Raw genomic sequence first — 17,723 nt, 5'->3', positions numbered from 1 at the left:
AGAATAGCAGCCATTCACTTTTTCTACGAATCAGGAACCCTCCATGAGTAAGTCTGAAAATCTTTACAGCGCAGCGCGCGAGCTGATCCCTGGCGGTGTGAACTCCCCTGTTCGCGCCTTTACTGGCGTGGGCGGCACTCCACTGTTTATCGAAAAAGCGGACGGCGCTTATCTGTACGATGTTGATGGCAAAGCCTATATCGATTATGTCGGTTCCTGGGGGCCGATGGTGCTGGGCCATAACCATCCGGCGATCCGCAATGCCGTGATTGAAGCCGCCGAGCGTGGTTTAAGCTTTGGTGCACCAACCGAAATGGAAGTGAAAATGGCGCAACTGGTGACCGAACTGGTCCCGACCATGGATATGGTGCGCATGGTGAACTCCGGCACCGAGGCGACGATGAGCGCCATCCGTCTGGCCCGTGGTTTTACCGGTCGCGACAAAATCATTAAATTTGAAGGGTGTTACCACGGTCACGCTGACTGCCTGCTGGTGAAAGCCGGTTCTGGCGCACTCACGTTAGGCCAGCCAAACTCGCCGGGCGTTCCGGCAGATTTCGCCAAACATACCTTAACCTGTACTTATAACGATCTGGCTTCTGTACGCGCCGCGTTTGAGCAATACCCGCAAGAGATTGCCTGTATTATCATCGAGCCGGTGGCAGGCAATATGAACTGTGTTCCACCGCTGCCAGACTTCCTGCCAGGTCTGCGTGCGCTGTGCGACGAATTTGGCGCATTGCTGATCATCGATGAAGTAATGACCGGCTTCCGCGTGGCACTGGCTGGCGCACAGGATTATTACGGTGTGGAACCGGATCTCACCTGCCTGGGCAAAATCATCGGCGGTGGAATGCCGGTAGGCGCATTCGGTGGTCGTCGTGATGTAATGGATGCGCTGGCCCCGACGGGTCCGGTCTATCAGGCGGGTACGCTTTCCGGTAACCCAATTGCGATGGCAGCCGGTTTCGCCTGTCTGAATGAAGTCGCGCAACCGGGCGTTCACGAAACGTTGGATGAGCTGACAACACGTCTGGCAGAAGGTCTGCTGGAAGCGGCAGAAGAAGCCGGAATTCCGCTGGTCGTTAACCACGTTGGCGGCATGTTCGGTATTTTCTTTACCGACGCCGAGTCCGTGACGTGCTATCAGGATGTGATGGCCTGTGACGTGGAACGCTTTAAGCGTTTCTTCCATATGATGCTGGACGAAGGTGTTTACCTGGCACCGTCAGCGTTTGAAGCGGGCTTTATGTCCGTGGCGCACAGCATGGAAGATATCAATAACACCATCGATGCTGCACGTCGGGTGTTTGCGAAGTTGTGATCCAGCATGGTTTGTCGGATGCGGCGTGAACGCCTTATCCGACCTACGATTCGGGGCCGTTTGTAGGCCCGATAAGACGCGCCAGCGTCGCATCGGGCATCCGTTGTCGCGTAAACGCTTTATCCGTCCAGGCGTACAGGGCCGTTATATGGAAAAATTAACGGCTCTGCTTTCTCAGCAAATAGATAAAATATGGCGCGCCGATAAAGGTCGACAGCAGCCCCGCTGGGATCTGGAATGGAAACAGCACCATCCGCCCACACCAGTCAGCGAATACCAGCAGTAAACCACCCACCAGCGCCGAAATTACGATGTGTGGCATCGTCCGTCGAAAGCCCATCATCCGCGCAATATGCGGTGCCATTAAACCAACAAAACTCAACGGTCCAATGGTCATCGTCGCGGTCGCCGTCAGGCAAGCCGCTAACAGCAGCAGCGCAATTCGCGTCGGCGTTAACGCCACCCCCACGGCCCGCGCGGTATCACCACCCAGCGGTAAAATGGTCAGCCAGCGGCGGCACAGCGGGGTAATCGCCAGCAAAATCACCATCACAATTCCGGTGCGCCAGACCTGCGCATCGGTGGCGTTGTAGGTCGAACCGGAAATCCAGGTCAGCACTTGCGCCATTCGCGGGTCACCACTTGCCTGCAACATCATCAAAAGCATGGTGAACGCGGTGCTTAACGCCATCCCCGCCAGTAACATGCGGTGTGGGGAAAATCCACCGCGGCCGGCGGCGATCATAATGATCAACAGCGTCACCGCCGCGCCGAGACTGCCTGCAGGTAACAGCCAGCCAAAGGCATTACCCGGCACCAGAAACAGCATCAACACCACGCCAAACGCTGCGCCAGAGCTAATCCCCAGCACTTCCGGGCTTGCCATCGGGTTTCCGGTCAGCCGCTGAATAATACAGCCCGCCACCGCCAGCATGACGCCCGCAAACAGCGCCGCCATAATTCGCGGCCAGCGCCAGGGCATCAAATCCTCAAGCAACGCCCCGCTCGCCCACGTCCAGCCGTGCGCATCACGACCAAACGACAGCGCCACCACCACAGCCATCAACAGCAGCACGCCGCCCGCGAGGGCAAACGCCAGCACATGTTGGCGTTCAGCCGCGACACGATCGTTGACCTTCATATCCGGCGCGCTAATGCTGCGTAAACGCGGCAACAGCCACAGTAGCAGCGGCGCACCGATCAACGCAGTGACCGAACCGGTGGACACTTCCATCCACACGCGAGTCAGCCAGAGGATGATTTGATCGGAAAGCCAGAGGATCAGCGCCCCAATCAACGACGCCAGCATCAGTCGTGGCAGCAGACGCCGCGCCCCCAGCATTTTTGCCAGCAGCGGCGCGAACAACCCGATAAAGCCGATAATCCCCACAGCGTTCACCAGCAGCGCACTGATGACAATCGCCAGCGACAGCGCTGCCAGACGCGCGAGCGACAAGGCCAGCCCGAGATTGCGCGCCACGCCATCATCAAGCCCCATCAGGGTTAACGGGCGAAGTAGCAATAACGTCAACATCACGCCGCCCAGCAACTGCGGCCATAAACGCTCAACGCCGCCCCAGTCGGTTTGCGTCAGCGTTCCGGTGCTCCACAGGAACATGCTTTGCAGCTGGTCATGATGGAAGATAACCAGTAGCTGATTAATTGCCCCGCAATAAAGGCTCACCACCAGCCCCGCGAGAATAAGCGTAACCGGCGAAAGCCGTTTCCCCCACGCGACGCCAAAGACGATTAAGCCAACGACACAAGCGCCCACCAGTGCGGCAAACTGGCTCGCCATCGCACCAGGGATCGCCCAAAGTGTGGTGACGGTAATTCCCAGTTGCGCGCCTGTAGCAACGCCAAGTGTCGTCGGTTCCGCCAGCGGATTACGCAGCACTTGCTGAAACAGCACGCCCACCAGCCCCAGGCCTGCGCCCACCAGCAGCGAAATCGCCAGACGCGGCAACAAGCTGTAGTGAAAAATCATCTGCTCGATGACGTCAATATCCGGCGACCAGGCGGCCTGCGCCCACTGACTGCGCGGCAGCGCCTGTGAGAAGTTCATCCAGGTTAGCGCCGTAGCGACAATCACTAACAGCGCCAGCAATAACGCCGGGAAAAGCGCAATTCGTTTACTCACGCTTTACCTCCGATGGCGTTATCCAGAACACGCACAAAGTGCATTGCCGAAAGCGTCGCACCATAAAACCAGACTGCAGGTACGCGCTGAAAGCGTCCGGCGCGGACAAACGGCATGGCCTGCCACAGCGGGGTTGCCATTAGCGCATCCATGTCTTTGCTGTTGTCGTGATCAAAACAGAGCACATCAACGTCTTTATACGCCGCCAGACGATCGATACTGACGGCGGTACTGCCCCAGAAGTTGGTTTCCCCTTGCCAGGCATTTGGGATGCCGTACTCATCGAGAATTTCCTGGAACAAGCTGTTTGGACCGAAGACCAACATATGGCGCGGATCGATAAGCGTCGTCAGCAGTAACGGACGCGCACCACGCTTCACAAAGCGGGGTTTCATGCTGCGGATAAAGTCTTCATATTGCGCTAAATGCGTTTCTGCTGCGCTTTGCAGGTTAAGTAAATCCGCCATTTCCGTCAGCGATTTACGCGCCATCGCCAGCGGCTGTTTGCCGTCGCTGAAGTTAAATCCACGCCCCGGCGCAATACGAGCCAGCATTTCTGGTGAAGGGCCATATCCTGCCGACCAGACCATAAACGACGGTTTCATTTCGGTCAGCAGTTCAAGGTTAGGTTCTGTACGCAAACCGACGTCAATCACTGAGTCCGGCAATGGTGGTTCGCTGACCCACAGGCGATAGTTGATGGTATCCGCCACGCCGTAAGGCACGATGCCGAGCGCCAGCAGTAATTCCACCGGCAACCACTCCAGCGCCACAATACGATTGGGGTCAATAGCCGCCGCGTGGGCGGTATTCATCTGCCATAACAACGGAGAAAGCGCCATCGCCGTTAACAGTCGACGGCGCGAAATAAGAGGTAAGCCGCTCATCAATAAACAAAACTCACAGGTGCAGCACCCGCCGGATGCGGCAAAATACCCATCGGGATGCCATAAATCATTTCGAGGGTTTCGCCGCGCATAATTTCCGCAGGCGTTCCCTGAGCAATCATTTCACCACCGCGCAGGGCGACCAGATAATCACAGTAGCGTGCCGCCATATTGATATCGTGCAGCACGGCAATGACCGTCAGGCCACGTTCCTGACTTAAACGGTGCACCAGCGCCAGCACATCAACCTGGTGGGCGATATCCAGCGCCGAAGTCGGTTCGTCGAGCAACAGACAACGGCTATCCTGCGCCACCAGCATGGCGATCCACGCCCGCTGACGTTCGCCGCCAGAGAGACTATCGACCAGCCGATGCGCCAGCGGTTTTAAGCCAACCAGCGAGATAGCTTCCTCGACCTTTTCGCGATCTGCCGCACCAAAGCGCCCCAGCGCGCCATGCCACGGGTAACGACCAATCGCCACCAGTTCACGCACGGTCATCCCTTCTGCCGGAGGAAGCTGCTGCGGCAAATAAGCCACTTTGCGGGCAAACGCTTTGCTGCTCCAGCTTTCCAGCGGCTGGGCATCAAGAAGAATCTCCCCTTCTGACGGAGGCTGATGACGGCCAAGCATTTTGAGCAGAGTGGATTTACCAGAACCGTTGTGACCAATCAGACCGGTCACTTTCCCGGCAGGAAAGGTTAACGACAGCGGATGCAAAAGCGTGCGCCCGGGCACACGAAAGGAGATATTACGCAGTGCAAAAGTGGTATCGGAATGATTCGTGTATTCCTGCATAACAGCCAACTTGTGAAATGGGCACGGAAATCCGTGCCCCAAAAGAGAAATTAGAAACGGAAGGTTGCGGTTGCAACGACCTGACGTTCTGCGCCCCAGAAGCAGCCATAAGTGTTAAAGCAGCTGGCGACGTATTCACGATCGAACAGGTTGTTAACATGCAGCGCCACGTTGGAGCCCGCCATGCCGACTCGCGCCAGATCATAACGCACTAACGCATCCACGACCGTATAACTTCCCACTTTAAAGGAGTTAGCCGGATCACCATAGCTGGAGCCAGTATAACGACCACCGGTGCCCAGCGTCAGACCTGAAAGCGGACCGTCAAAGAAGGTATAGTCAGCCCACAGCGAAGCCATGTGTTTTGGCACCTGTGCAGGCGTATTGCCTTTATAGGTAGTATCGGTGGTGTATTCCGCATCGGTGTAAGTATAAGAACCGACTACGTTAACACTCGCCGACAGCGCCGCTTTCGCTTCGATTTCTACGCCACGTGCGCGGATCTCGCCACCTTCAACCGAGAAGAAGGAACCCTCAGGGTCCGCCATCAGGTTGTTGGTTTTAGTGAGATTATACACGGCACCAGTAACTACAATCGGACGATCTTCCGGTACATATTTCACGCCGACTTCATACTGCTTACCTTTAGACGGTGCGAAAATATTACCATCCTTCCCAACTTGCGAAGAAGGTTCAAACGATTCGCTATAGCTGAAGTAAGGTGTTACACCATTATCAAACAGGTAGTTAACACCACCACGCCAGGTAAACTGTTTGTCATCACGTTTATCGGTCGTCCCGGCAACGCGGTTAAGAGATTCTTGATCTGCCCAGTCATAACGACCGCCCAGGGTGACCAGCACTTTATCCCACTGCGCCTGATCCTGAACATAAACGCCCGTTTGTTTCTGCTTATTCAGAATGCGGTAAGGGCCGGAGTTTGCCGGATCTTTGGCATTGAAGTCGAAATCGGTATTCACCGGATTGTACAGATCGAGCAGCGGTACGGAGTCGTCGTAACCAAACCAGGCGTTGATGTCATTACGCATACGCATAAAGTCGACACCGGTCAGCAGGGTGTGGTCGATATCGCCAGTGGCAAACTTGCTCTGCAACTGGGTATCAACGGAGAAGTTTTGCAGCTTCTCATCATCAACGACGTATTTACGTGCCAGATAATGGCCTTTATCCGCTGGCGCTAATGCCGCACACTGTTTGCTGTAAGCATTCGCCGGATCGGAGCAGACGCCGTAACCATAAACGCTGTTTTGCGAGGTTTTGTTTTCAGCAAAGCGCAGGTTCTGACGCACAGTAAAGGTGTCGTTAAATTCGTGATCGAAGCTGTAGCCCACCATCTTCTCATTACGAGAATAGGTGTTGTTCTTCGCCCCTTCGTTAAAGTCTGTCGGCAGACGCTTACCGTTCGGCAGCGGCTCAACGGTTCCCTCTTTCGGCAACCAGCCGTAATAACCCGTTTCCGGCTCGTTCTGGAAGTAAGAGAGGAAGGTGAAATTGGTTTTATCATCCGGACGCCAGGTGAACGCCGGTGCAATAGCATAACGCTGCTCTTCTGACCCTTTCTGCTGGGCATTGGCAGAACGCGCAAGACCGGTCAGGCGATAAGAGTAAACACCGTCATCATCCAACGCATCGCTAAAGTCAAAACCAGTCTGGAACAGGCTGTCAGTACCGGCTTTAAACTGAACTTCTTTCAGCGGTTCGGTGGTCGGACGCTTGCTGACCATATTCAACAGGCCGCCAGGACTGCTTTTACCGTAAAGCACGGAAACCGGGCCACGCATAATTTCAGCGCGTTCCAGCATATATGGATCAATGACCGCATCGTTATAGAAGTTGCCCTGCAACTTCAGGCCATTCAGATAGTTATTCTGGCTTTGGCCTTCTGCCGCAAAACCGCGAATGATCAGGTGGTCATAGGTGTTGGATGCGCCACGCGTACCAACAGAGACACCCGGCGTGTAGCTAAGCGCTTCTTTTACCGACTTCGGCTGATGCAGCGCCATCTCTTCGGCGGTCACAACAGAAATAGACTGTGGCACTTTTTGAATCGGCGTATCGGTTTTAGTGCCGGTAGCTGACTGTCGCGCCGCAATAGTTGCAGCAGGCCCCCATGCGCTTTCTTGCGGCGCAGGTGCAGCGGTAACGGTGATAGTGTCTTCTTTCGGTTCAACCGCTGCCTGTGCATAAACAGACATGCCGCTAACCGCTGTGGCTACTACAACTGCGATTTTACGCAGTGAGTGTTTTGGCTGAGCAGTTTTGGAACGCGCCATTGGTATATCTCTGATGTAAAGTGAATGATAACGTAAACGAGAATGATTATTATAAAGATAAGATAATATTCGAAACGCTGGCGGGTTCGCAAGCGGTACGCAATCTGAGCGTTCCTGAAGGGTTAATAAACAACCAGATGAAAAGAAAGGGTTAATACTTTGGGTGGGATGTTATTTTACCGGATGGCAACTCGCCATCCGGTATTTCACGCTTAGATGTTAATTACTACCAAACATATCCTTAATCCAACCGGCTACACCGTCGCTATCTTTCTGCTCTTGCTGAGCAGGTTGCTGTTGCGGCTGTTGCTGCGGCTGTGAAGACTGATCAAACGGGTTGCCTGACGGCTGCTGCTGCATCTCACTCTGCTGGCACAGCGATTGCGGATCGCTGGTCCAGACCGGCAAGACACGCATGCCACCGCTGCAAACAAAGTTGCCGTCGTAGTCCACGCCCATATCTGCAATATCTTCTGGCGGAACAAGATTCAGCGGCGTTGGCGTCTGGTTAGCCAGATAACGCTGATAAATCGACATTGCCCCGCTGGCTCCATACAGTTTGGTCGGCTGGTTGTTATCACGGCCGACCCAGGTGATGGTCACCGTGCTGCCGTCAATGCCCGCAAACCAGGTATCTACGTTATTGTTGGTAGTCCCTGTTTTCCCTGCCAGATGCAGGTTCGGGTATTTCGCCCCAAGCTGACGCCCAGTACCGCGTTGTACCACCTGCTGCATGGTCCATAGTGTCAGATACGCCGCCTGTGCCGGAACAGCGCGTTCCGCCTGCGGGAAGCTCTGATACAGCACTTTGCCATCTTCCGCAATTACCGAACGCAGCGCAGAAAGCGGTGCACGGTTACCGCCGCTGGCGATAGTCTGGAATGCCTGCGCCACTTCGATTGGCGTTAAGTTCAACGCCCCCAGCAGCATTGCCGGAACCGGATGCAACTGATCTTTCGGTACACCCAGTTTGATCCAGGTCTCCGTAACCGCAGGCAGCCCCAGCGCCATCCCCAGATTTACCGTCGGCACGTTCATCGAACGGGTCAACGCATCCACCAGCATCACTCTGCCGCTTTCGCTATAACGACGGTCATCGTTCTGCGGTGACCAGACCTGGCCATTCGGCTGACGCAGCGCGATTGGCGCATCCGCAATCCACGTATTCAGACGATAGATTTTCGGCTGGCTTAAGGCCGTCAGATAAGTCGCTGGTTTTGCAAGGGAACCAATCGAACGCCGCGCCTGCATCGCACGGTTGTAGCCCGCAAACTGCGGCTCAGAACCTCCGACCATCGCACGAACTTCACCACTAAAGCGGTCGACGACCACAATCGCGGTTTCCAGATCGCTCAGCTTACGCTGTTTCTTAAGTGCCGGAATGCCTTCCACGGCGGCTTTTTCTGCCGCGTCCTGGGCCACCGAGTCAAAGGTAGTGAAGATCTTCACGCCGGAGAGATCTTTTACCTTATCGCCTAATTTAGCCTGAAGCTCCTGACGCACCAGTTGCATAAAGGCTGGCTGAGGAGAGATCACCCCACCGCGCGGCTTAACCCCCAGCGGACGCGCACTCAACATGTCATAGAGTTCTTGATCAATAATCTGTTGCTGTTGCAGCAGACGCAGTACCAGATTACGTCGCTCCAGCGCCAGTTTCGGGTTACGCCACGGGTTGTAGATGGACGCCCCTTTCACCATACCAACCAACAGCGCCTGCTGATCGAGGCTCAATTCTTCTACCGGGCGACCAAAGTAATACAAGCTCGCCAGCGGGAAGCCGCGGATTTCGTTGTCGCCGCTCTGACCGAGATACACCTCGTTCATATACAGCTCAAGAATACGGTCTTTGCTGTAACGCGCGTCCATGATCAGCGCCATGTAGGCTTCATTCGCTTTACGCCAGTAAGAACGTTCGCTGGAGAGGAACAGGTTTTTCACCAGCTGTTGCGTCAGTGTACTCGCTCCCTGCACCGTGCGTCCGGCAGTCAGGTTTGCCAGCACCGCACGTCCGATGGAGTAGAGGCTGATGCCGTCATGCTCGTAGAAATGACGGTCTTCTGTCGCCAGCAAAGTATCCACCAGCAAATCCGGGAAACCACTGCGCGGCACAAACAAACGTTGCTCACCGTTTGGCGAAGAGATCATGGTGATCAGGCGTGGATCAAGACGGAAGAAGCCAAACTGACGGTTGTTCTCCATATTGACGATCGTCGCCAGATGATCGCCATCAAAGGTCAGACGCGCACGCACCTGCCCTTCTTTACTGTCCGGGAAATCAAACGGACGGCGGATCATCTCAATGCTGTTGGCCTGCACGGTAAATTCGCCAGGGCGGGTCATTTTCGACACCTGACGATACTGGGTTGCCTCCAGCAGCTTCACCATCTCGTTCTTGCTGATGGTCATGTCTGGCTCAAGGTTGACCATTCGGCCATAAACTGCCGCGGGCAATTGCCAGACCTTGCCATCAATACGACTACGAATTTTTTGATCGAGATAAACGCCGTAAATGGCGATCAGCACGGCAAAAACGATAGCCAGTTTTAACAGCAGCCATAGCCAGCCGCGTTTGCCACGAGGCTTACGCCCTTTGCCCTTACCTTTGCGCGGCATCGGTTCTTCTTCCTCATAGTCATCATAATCGTCGTAGTCGTCATCTTCGTAACGACGACGGCTTACCTTTTGTTTGACCGGACGCGTCGGTTTCCCTTTGCGTCCAATTGGCTCGCGGTCATTCCCGGCCATGCTTTTTCTCCGCAATATTCAGGCGCAAAAGCCCGATTTTCTGTTCTTCTGTTGCAAGACAGAAGAAGATATCTCTCAAATTTGCTTTTCTCCCTCTCCCTGTGGGAGAGGGCCGGGGTGAGGGCATCAGCGCGCACATTACCCCTCACCCTATCCCTCTCCCCATAGGGGCGAGGGGACTGCTCATACCCGTTTTACGAATACTTTTTCGTCCGTCGCGTCGGTGCCGTGTTTGCCGGGTCGTCCGGCCAGACGTGTTTGGGATAACGCCCTTTCATCTCTTTTTGCACCTCACGATACGCCCCTTTCCAGAAGGCCCCCAAATCACGCGTGATTTGCAGCGGCCTTTGGGCAGGTGAAAGCAATTCCAGCACCAGCGGCACGCGCCCCTGGGCGATCGTCGGATTAGTGGCCTCACCAAACATCTCCTGCATTCTCACCGCCAGCGCGGGCGGGTTATCTTCATGATAACGAATGGCGATCCGGCTTCCCGTCGGCACAGTGTAATGCGCAGGCAATTCACTATCCAGACGTTGCTGCATTCCCCAATCAAGTAATCCGCGTAGTGCCTGATAAATGTCGAGTGATTTCAGGCCGCGTAGTGAATGTACACCGGCCATATGTGGCAGCAGCCACGTTTCCAGCGTCGCCAACAAACTTTCATCATCAACCGCTGGCCAGTCATATTCTGGCAACCACTTTCCGGCGCATAACAAACGCAAGCGTAGCTGTTCCGCTTCCGCCGTCCAGTTGAGCACGCTTAAACCTTTATCACGGATGCCGTTAAGCATCGCCTGATGCAACTCGTCTTCTGACGGTTTCGCCAACGGCTGCACTTTCACCGTCAACTGACCGATTTGCAGCCGACGCCAGGCTTTCAGCGTACCTTGCGCGTCATCCCATTCCACGGTGTCAGATTGCTGCACCAGCTGCGGACAGCGTTGTACTAATTCATCAATATCGACCGGTAACGCCAGTAAAATCCGCGCATCCGGCGAGGCGCTGCCCTGCAATAATAACGGCGCGATCAACCATTCGTGGCGACTTAGCGCGTCGTCGGCATCAAGCATCGCCCCCATGCCGTTTGCCAGTTGATAGCGTCCATCTTGCCCACGGCGGCGAGCAATGCGATCGGCAAACACCCCGGCAAGTAGCGGCGCGATAAGCGAACTGTCTGCCTCACCGCCGCGTACGTTTAAGCGTTTTAACAGTTGCTGACTACGTTGCTGCCAGGCTGGTTGATTGCGCGAAAACGCCACACCCAGGTCACTATTGCCCATCCGTGGCGGCTCTTCGAGAATGGCGGCAATTTTTGCCGCGGTAGCAGCTTCGTCGTCGCTCTTTGCGCTAACCAGCATTGCCGCTAAACGCGGATCGTTACCCAGCGCTGCCATTTTTTGCCCTTGCGCACTAAGCCGTTCACCGTCCAGCGCCCCCAGCATCCGTAACAGGCGTTTCGCGGCCAGTAGATTCACCGTTGGCGGTTGATCCAGCCAGCTCATCTGCGCCGGATCGCTGCATCCCCATTGCAGTAATTCCATCAGCAAACCGGAAAGATCGCTTTGTAATATTTCCGGTTCACTTTGCGCCGCGGCGCGTTCTGCTTGTTCCTTGGCGATTAAATGCAGGCAGATACCCGGCTCCAGACGCCCGGCGCGCCCGGCACGCTGCGTCATGGATGCCTGGCTAACGCGTTGAGTAATCAGTCGCGTAAGCCCCGTGCGCGGATCAAAACGCGCCACACGCTCCTGGGCACAATCCACCACCAGACGAATACCTTCAATGGTTAAACTGGTTTCAGCAATATTGGTCGCCAGCACCACTTTGCGCATCCCTTGCGGTGCCGGGAGGATCGCTTTTCGCTGATCGTTCAGCGACAACGCGCCATACAGCGGGCAGAGCAACACATCACTGCCGATGCGCGAAGCCAGTTGTTCCTGCACACGCTGAATTTCTCCGACGCCAGGTAAAAATAACAGTAATGATCCACTTTCCTGACGCAGCATTTCGGCGGTGGCAACCGCGACGGCTTCGTCAAAACGCTGATGCGCGGGCAGCGGTAAATAACGGCGTTCAACCGGAAACGAGCGCCCTTCTGAGATGACGACGGGCGCTTCTGGCAGCATTTGCTGCAAGCGGTCGTTATCCAGCGTAGCCGACATAATCAGCAGTTTAAGGTCATCACGCAGACCTTGTTGCACATCGAGTAACAGCGCCAACGCCAAATCCGCCTGCAAGCTGCGCTCATGAAATTCATCAAGGATCACCAGTCCAACACCGCTCAGTTCCGGGTCACGCTGGATCATCCGCGTCAGCACGCCTTCGGTAACCACTTCCAGGCGGGTATTCGGCCCGACGCAGTTTTGCGCACGCATCCGGTAGCCAACGGTATCGCCTGGCTTTTCGTTAAGCAGTTCCGCCAGCCGTTGCGCGACGTTACGCGCCGCCAGACGACGCGGCTCCAGCAGGATAATTTTCCCGTTAATGCCGGGATGCGCCAGCAGTTGCAGCGGCAGCCAGGTTGATTTCCCGGCCCCGGTCGGCGCACTTAATAACACCTGCGGCGCACAATCGAGAGCGGTAAGTAATTCAGGTAAGACGGCAGCAACGGGCAACGACGACACAAAACGCTCCAGAGGGTTAACATTCTTCGCGCCACATTGTAGCATCGCGGTAATTCATAACCGAGTGCCTCACATGTCTGAACCGCAACGTCTGTTCTTTGCTATCGACTTACCTGCAGAAATCCGCGAACAGATTATCCACTGGCGCGCCACACACTTCCCACTTGAGGCGGGACGTCCGGTCGCCGCCGATAATTTGCATCTGACTCTGGCATTTTTAGGCGACGTGAGCGCCGAGAAAGAGAAGGCGCTTTCTCTTTTAGCCGGACGGATTCGTCAACCTGGTTTCACACTCACGCTTGATGACGCCGGACAATGGCTGCGTTCGCGTGTGGTGTGGTTAGGGATGCGTCAGCCTCCACGCGGCTTAATCCAGCTGGCGAATATGCTCCGTTCACAGGCTGCCCGCAGCGGTTGTTTTCAAAGCAATCGTCCGTTTCATCCACATATTACCTTATTGCGCGACGCCAGCGAGGCGGTGACAATCCCGCCGCCAGGTTTTAACTGGTCGTATGCGGTGACGGAGTTCACCCTTTACGCCTCCTCGTTTGCCCGTGGACGCACACGCTACACGCCGCTAAAACGCTGGGCGCTAACGCAATAACAAGGATTGTCGCAATGGAATTTTCTCCCCCTCTACAGCGCGCGACGCTAATTCAGCGTTACAAACGTTTTTTAGCCGATGTGATCACACCCGATGGTCGCGAATTAACGCTACACTGCCCGAATACGGGTGCGATGACCGGTTGTGCAACGCCTGGCGATACCGTCTGGTATTCGACTTCAGACAACACCAAACGGAAATACCCACACACCTGGGAATTAACTCAAAGCCAGAGCGGCGCATTTATTTGCGTCAACACGCTTTGGGCTAACAGGTTGACGAAAGAGGCTATCCTTAATGAATCAATTTCAGAACTGTCAGGCTATAGCTCGCTGAAAAGCGAAGTAAAATACGGCGCAGAACGCAGCCGTATTGACTTTATGTTGCAGGCGGATTCGCGTCCAGACTGCTATATTGAAGTGAAATCGGTTACGTTAGCGGAGAACGAACAGGGATATTTTCCCGATGCGGTCACTGAACGAGGTCAGAAACACCTTCGGGAGTTGATGAGCGTAGCGGCTGAAGGCCAGCGTGCGGTTATCTTTTTCGCCGTGCTGCATTCAGCCATTACACGGTTTTCACCCGCGCGCCACATCGATGAGAAATACGCGCAACTATTGTCAGAAGCTCAACAGAGGGGGGTAGAAATTCTGGCTTACAAAGCGGAAATTTCTGCTGAAGGCATGGCTCTTAAAAAATCACTGCCGGTTACATTGTAGTAAAGTAAGTAACTGGTTAATTTACATTCTGGTCGCGTGCGCAAATACGCTTTTCCTCACACAGTTGTCAAGTGTTACGTTTAGATAATTGCTATCCGGAAAAGCATCTGCTATTTATAGCGGCCTCATTTTTCCCCCGAACATGGGGATCGATAGTGCGTGTTAAGGAGAAGCAACATGCAAGAAGGGCAAAACCGTAAAACATCGTCCCTGAGTATTCTCGCCATCGCTGGGGTGGAACCATATCAGGAGAAGCCGGGCGAAGAGTATATGAATGAAGCCCAGCTGGCGCACTTCCGTCGTATTCTGGAAGCATGGCGTAATCAACTCAGGGATGAAGTCGATCGCACCGTTACACATATGCAGGATGAAGCAGCCAACTTCCCGGACCCGGTAGACCGTGCAGCCCAGGAAGAAGAGTTCAGCCTCGAACTGCGTAACCGCGATCGCGAGCGTAAGCTGATCAAAAAGATCGAGAAGACGCTGAAAAAAGTGGAAGACGAAGATTTCGGCTACTGTGAATCCTGCGGTGTTGAAATTGGTATTCGCCGTCTGGAAGCGCGCCCGACAGCCGATCTGTGCATCGACTGCAAAACGCTGGCTGAAATTCGCGAAAAACAGATGGCTGGCTAATTACAGCCGTTCCATCACGTTTACCACAGGCGGGAAATGCTCCCGCCTTATTTTTTGTTCGAAGAGATGACAGACACACACTATATTGGCCGCTTCGCCCCCTCTCCTTCCGGCGAGCTTCATTTTGGTTCTCTGATTGCTGCGCTTGGCAGCTATTTGCAGGCTCACGCCCGGCAAGGTCGCTGGCTGGTACGCATAGAAGATATCGACCCGCCTCGTGAAGTTCCCGGTGCCGCAGAAACTATCCTGCGCCAGCTGGAACATTACGGCCTGCACTGGGACGGCGATGTTCTCTGGCAATCGCAACGTCACCACGCCTATCGCGAAGCACTCGCCTGGTTACTTGAGCAAGGACTAAGTTATTACTGCACCTGCACGCGTGCACGTATTCAAAGCATTGGCGGTATTTACGACGGTCATTGCCGGGAATTGCATCATGGACCAGACAACGCCGCAGTGCGTATCCGCCAGCAGCATCCGGTCACCCAGTTTACTGACCTGCTGCGAGGCAGCATTCACGCCGACGAAAAACTGGCACGGGAAGATTTTATTATTCATCGCCGTGATGGTTTGTTTGCCTATAACCTGGCGGTGGTGGTCGATGATCACTTCCAGGGCGTGAGCGAAATTGTCCGCGGGGCAGATTTGATCGAACCGACAGTGCGGCAAATCTCGCTGTACCAGCTTTTTGGCTGGAAAGTGCCAGATTACATTCATCTGCCGCTGGCGCTTAATCCACAAGGCGCTAAACTTTCCAAGCAGAATCATGCGCCTGCGTTGCCGAAAGGCGATCCACGCCCGGTACTAATCGCGGCACTTCAATTTCTGGGGCAGCAGGCAGAAGCACACTGGCAGGATTTCAGCGTCGAGCAAATCCTTCAGTCAGCCGTCAAAAACTGGCGGCTTACCGCAGTGCCTGAGTCGGCAATTGTAAATTCAACATTCTCAAATGCGTCATGCTGAGCTATGATTAGCCGCTATTTTTTTGTCCTGAATGATGTTTGACACTACCGAGGTGTACTATTTTTACCCGAGTCGCTAATTTTTGCCGCAAGGTGCTAAGCCGCGAGGAAAGCGAGGCTGAACAGGCAGTCGCCCGTCCACAGGTGACGGTGATCCCGCGTGAGCAGCATGCTATTTCCCGCAAAGATATCAGTGAAAATGCCCTGAAGGTAATGTACAGGCTCAATAAAGCGGGATACGAAGCCTGGCTGGTTGGCGGCGGCGTGCGCGACCTGTTACTCGGCAAAAAGCCGAAAGATTTTGACGTAACCACTAACGCCACGCCTGAGCAGGTGCGCAAACTGTTCCGTAACTGCCGCCTGGTAGGTCGCCGTTTCCGTCTGGCTCATGTGATGTTTGGCCCGGAGATTATCGAAGTTGCAACCTTCCGTGGACACCACGAAGGTAACGTCAGCGACCGCACGACCTCCCAACGCGGGCAAAACGGCATGTTGCTGCGCGACAACATTTTCGGCTCCATCGAAGAAGACGCCCAGCGCCGCGATTTCACTATCAACAGCCTGTATTACAGCGTAGCGGATTTTACCGTCCGTGATTACGTTGGCGGTATGAAGGATCTGAAGGACGGCGTTATCCGTCTGATTGGTAACCCGGAAACGCGCTACCGTGAAGATCCGGTACGTATGCTGCGCGCGGTACGTTTTGCCGCCAAATTGGGTATGCGCATCAGCCCGGAAACCGCAGAACCGATCCCTCGCCTCGCTACCCTGCTGAACGATATCCCACCGGCACGCCTGTTTGAAGAATCGCTTAAACTGCTACAAGCGGGCTACGGTTACGAAACCTATAAGCTGCTGTGTGAATATCATCTGTTCCAGCCGCTGTTCCCGACCATTACCCGCTACTTCACGGAAAATGGCGACAGCCCGATGGAGCGGATCATTGAACAGGTGCTGAAGAATACCGATACGCGTATCCATAACGATATGCGCGTGAACCCGGCGTTCCTGTTTGCCGCCATGTTCTGGTACCCACTGCTGGAGACGGCACAGAAGATCGCCCAGGAAAGCGGCCTGACCTATCACGACGCTTTCGCGCTGGCGATGAACGACGTGCTGGACGAAGCCTGCCGTTCACTGGCAATCCCGAAACGTCTGACAACGTTAACCCGCGATATCTGGCAGTTGCAGTTGCGTATGTCCCGACGTCAGGGTAAACGTGCATGGAAACTGCTGGAGCATCCTAAGTTCCGTGCGGCTTATGACCTGTTGGCCTTGCGAGCTGAAGTTGAGCGTAACGCTGAACTGCAGCGTCTGGTGAAATGGTGGGGTGAGTTCCAGGTTTCCGCGCCACCAGACCAAAAAGGGATGCTCAACGAGCTGGATGAAGAACCGTCACCGCGTCGTCGCACTCGTCGTCCACGCAAACGCGCACCACGTCGTGAGGGTACCGCATGACAGTGGCGTATATTGCCATAGGCAGCAATCTGGCCTCTCCGCTGGAGCAGGTCAATGCTGCCCTGAAAGCATTAGGCGATATCCCTGAAAGCCACATTCTTACCGTTTCTTCGTTTTACCGCACCCCACCGCTGGGGCCGCAAGATCAACCCGATTACTTAAACGCAGCCGTGGCGCTGGAAACCTCTCTTGCACCTGAAGAGCTACTCAATCACACACAGCGTATTGAATTGCAGCAAGGTCGCGTCCGTAAAGCTGAACGCTGGGGACCGCGCACGCTGGATCTCGACATCATGCTGTTTGGTAATGAAGTGATAAATACTGAACGACTGACCGTACCGCACTACGATATGAAAAATCGTGGATTTATGCTGTGGCCGCTGTTTGAAATCGCGCCGGAGTTGGTGTTTCCTGATGGGGAAACATTACGTGAAATACTCACTTCACTAGCAGTACCACAACCTGCCATCTGGTAATAGCTGTATTATTTTATTTTCTTAACGAGAGGAATACAAAATGATACGGCTATTTCATCC

13 protein-coding genes are annotated in these 17,723 nt (G+C 54.7%); 7 read left to right on the top strand and 6 right to left on the bottom strand.

The genetic code is table 11. The annotated features are described in order from the left end of the window. Window positions 1-43 precede the first annotated feature (43 nt). Entirely contained in the window at window positions 44-1,324 is a 1,281-nt protein-coding gene (gene hemL / locus HUZ68_RS03670; protein WP_000045275.1) for a glutamate-1-semialdehyde 2,1-aminomutase, read from the top strand. 157 nt (window positions 1,325-1,481) lie between these two features. Here hemL and fhuB read toward each other — a convergent pair whose 3' ends face one another. From fhuB to hrpB, 6 genes are all read right to left on the bottom strand, one after another. Further along, window positions 1,482-3,464, bottom strand: a complete 1,983-nt coding sequence (fhuB, locus tag HUZ68_RS03665; protein WP_085008342.1) for a Fe(3+)-hydroxamate ABC transporter permease FhuB — start codon at window positions 3,462-3,464, stop codon at window positions 1,482-1,484. Beyond that, entirely contained in the window at window positions 3,461-4,351 is an 891-nt protein-coding gene (gene fhuD / locus HUZ68_RS03660) for a Fe(3+)-hydroxamate ABC transporter substrate-binding protein FhuD (RefSeq protein ID WP_001310529.1), read from the bottom strand. Before fhuD ends, fhuB begins: the two co-directional genes overlap by 4 nt. Then, window positions 4,351-5,148, bottom strand: coding sequence for a Fe3+-hydroxamate ABC transporter ATP-binding protein FhuC (fhuC, locus tag HUZ68_RS03655; RefSeq protein WP_001158929.1), 798 nt, complete (start codon window positions 5,146-5,148; stop codon window positions 4,351-4,353). Before fhuC ends, fhuD begins: the two co-directional genes overlap by 1 nt. A 50-nt stretch (window positions 5,149-5,198) precedes the next feature. After that, the gene (fhuA, locus tag HUZ68_RS03650) at window positions 5,199-7,442 is read right to left on the bottom strand and encodes a ferrichrome porin FhuA (RefSeq protein ID WP_000124416.1); all 2,244 of its coding nucleotides are present in this window, start codon (window positions 7,440-7,442) and stop codon (window positions 5,199-5,201) included. 219 nt (window positions 7,443-7,661) lie between these two features. Then, window positions 7,662-10,187 (bottom strand): bifunctional glycosyl transferase/transpeptidase, encoded by a 2,526-nt coding sequence (gene mrcB, locus HUZ68_RS03645; RefSeq protein WP_239594033.1) that lies wholly within the window; start codon window positions 10,185-10,187, stop codon window positions 7,662-7,664. A 194-nt stretch (window positions 10,188-10,381) separates the two neighbouring features. Continuing rightward, window positions 10,382-12,811 (bottom strand): ATP-dependent helicase HrpB, encoded by a 2,430-nt coding sequence (gene hrpB, locus HUZ68_RS03640; RefSeq protein ID WP_021576966.1) that lies wholly within the window; start codon window positions 12,809-12,811, stop codon window positions 10,382-10,384. A 73-nt stretch (window positions 12,812-12,884) separates the two neighbouring features. Between hrpB and thpR the strand changes: the two genes are divergently transcribed. From thpR to folK, 6 genes are all read left to right on the top strand, one after another. Next, window positions 12,885-13,415, top strand: a complete 531-nt coding sequence (gene thpR / locus HUZ68_RS03635) for an RNA 2',3'-cyclic phosphodiesterase (protein ID WP_021576965.1) — start codon at window positions 12,885-12,887, stop codon at window positions 13,413-13,415. A 14-nt stretch (window positions 13,416-13,429) separates the two neighbouring features. Continuing rightward, window positions 13,430-14,134: a DNA/RNA nuclease SfsA gene (gene sfsA, locus HUZ68_RS03630; RefSeq protein ID WP_000396036.1), complete on the top strand. Its 705-nt coding sequence runs from the start codon at window positions 13,430-13,432 to the stop codon at window positions 14,132-14,134. A gap of 177 nt (window positions 14,135-14,311) precedes the next feature. Next, on the top strand, window positions 14,312-14,767 hold the full coding sequence (dksA, locus tag HUZ68_RS03625) for an RNA polymerase-binding protein DksA (RefSeq protein ID WP_001155227.1): 456 nt from the start codon (window positions 14,312-14,314) through the stop codon (window positions 14,765-14,767). A 66-nt stretch (window positions 14,768-14,833) separates the two neighbouring features. After that, the gene (gluQRS, locus tag HUZ68_RS03620) at window positions 14,834-15,730 is read left to right on the top strand and encodes a tRNA glutamyl-Q(34) synthetase GluQRS (protein WP_032151270.1); all 897 of its coding nucleotides are present in this window, start codon (window positions 14,834-14,836) and stop codon (window positions 15,728-15,730) included. Window positions 15,731-15,789: 59 nt separating this feature from the next. Next, complete coding sequence (gene pcnB, locus HUZ68_RS03615) at window positions 15,790-17,187, top strand: polynucleotide adenylyltransferase PcnB (protein ID WP_010723084.1); 1,398 nt, start codon at window positions 15,790-15,792, stop codon at window positions 17,185-17,187. Then, window positions 17,184-17,663: a 2-amino-4-hydroxy-6-hydroxymethyldihydropteridine diphosphokinase gene (gene folK, locus HUZ68_RS03610; protein WP_000215140.1), complete on the top strand. Its 480-nt coding sequence runs from the start codon at window positions 17,184-17,186 to the stop codon at window positions 17,661-17,663. Before pcnB ends, folK begins: the two co-directional genes overlap by 4 nt. The last annotated feature ends 60 nt before the right edge of the window (window positions 17,664-17,723 follow it).

The organism is Shigella dysenteriae, from assembly GCF_022354085.1.
Classification (GTDB): Bacteria; Pseudomonadota; Gammaproteobacteria; order Enterobacterales; family Enterobacteriaceae; genus Escherichia; species Escherichia coli.
This window is presented reverse-complemented; position numbering and strand designations above follow the sequence as displayed.

Excerpts from the sequence above, each read along its gene's own strand:
- dksA (WP_001155227.1), top strand. The coding sequence starts at position 14,312 with ATGCAAGAAGGGCAAAACCGTAAAACATCGTCCCTGAGTATTCTCGCC.
- hemL (WP_000045275.1), top strand. The coding sequence starts at position 44 with ATGAGTAAGTCTGAAAATCTTTACAGCGCAGCGCGCGAGCTGATCCCT.
- fhuA (WP_000124416.1), bottom strand. The coding sequence starts at position 7,442 with ATGGCGCGTTCCAAAACTGCTCAGCCAAAACACTCACTGCGTAAAATC.
- thpR (WP_021576965.1), top strand. The coding sequence starts at position 12,885 with ATGTCTGAACCGCAACGTCTGTTCTTTGCTATCGACTTACCTGCAGAA.
- mrcB (WP_239594033.1), bottom strand. The coding sequence starts at position 10,187 with ATGGCCGGGAATGACCGCGAGCCAATTGGACGCAAAGGGAAACCGACG.
- folK (WP_000215140.1), top strand. The coding sequence starts at position 17,184 with ATGACAGTGGCGTATATTGCCATAGGCAGCAATCTGGCCTCTCCGCTG.
- fhuD (WP_001310529.1), bottom strand. The coding sequence starts at position 4,351 with ATGAGCGGCTTACCTCTTATTTCGCGCCGTCGACTGTTAACGGCGATG.
- fhuC (WP_001158929.1), bottom strand. The coding sequence starts at position 5,148 with ATGCAGGAATACACGAATCATTCCGATACCACTTTTGCACTGCGTAAT.
- gluQRS (WP_032151270.1), top strand. The coding sequence starts at position 14,834 with ATGACAGACACACACTATATTGGCCGCTTCGCCCCCTCTCCTTCCGGC.
- sfsA (WP_000396036.1), top strand. The coding sequence starts at position 13,430 with ATGGAATTTTCTCCCCCTCTACAGCGCGCGACGCTAATTCAGCGTTAC.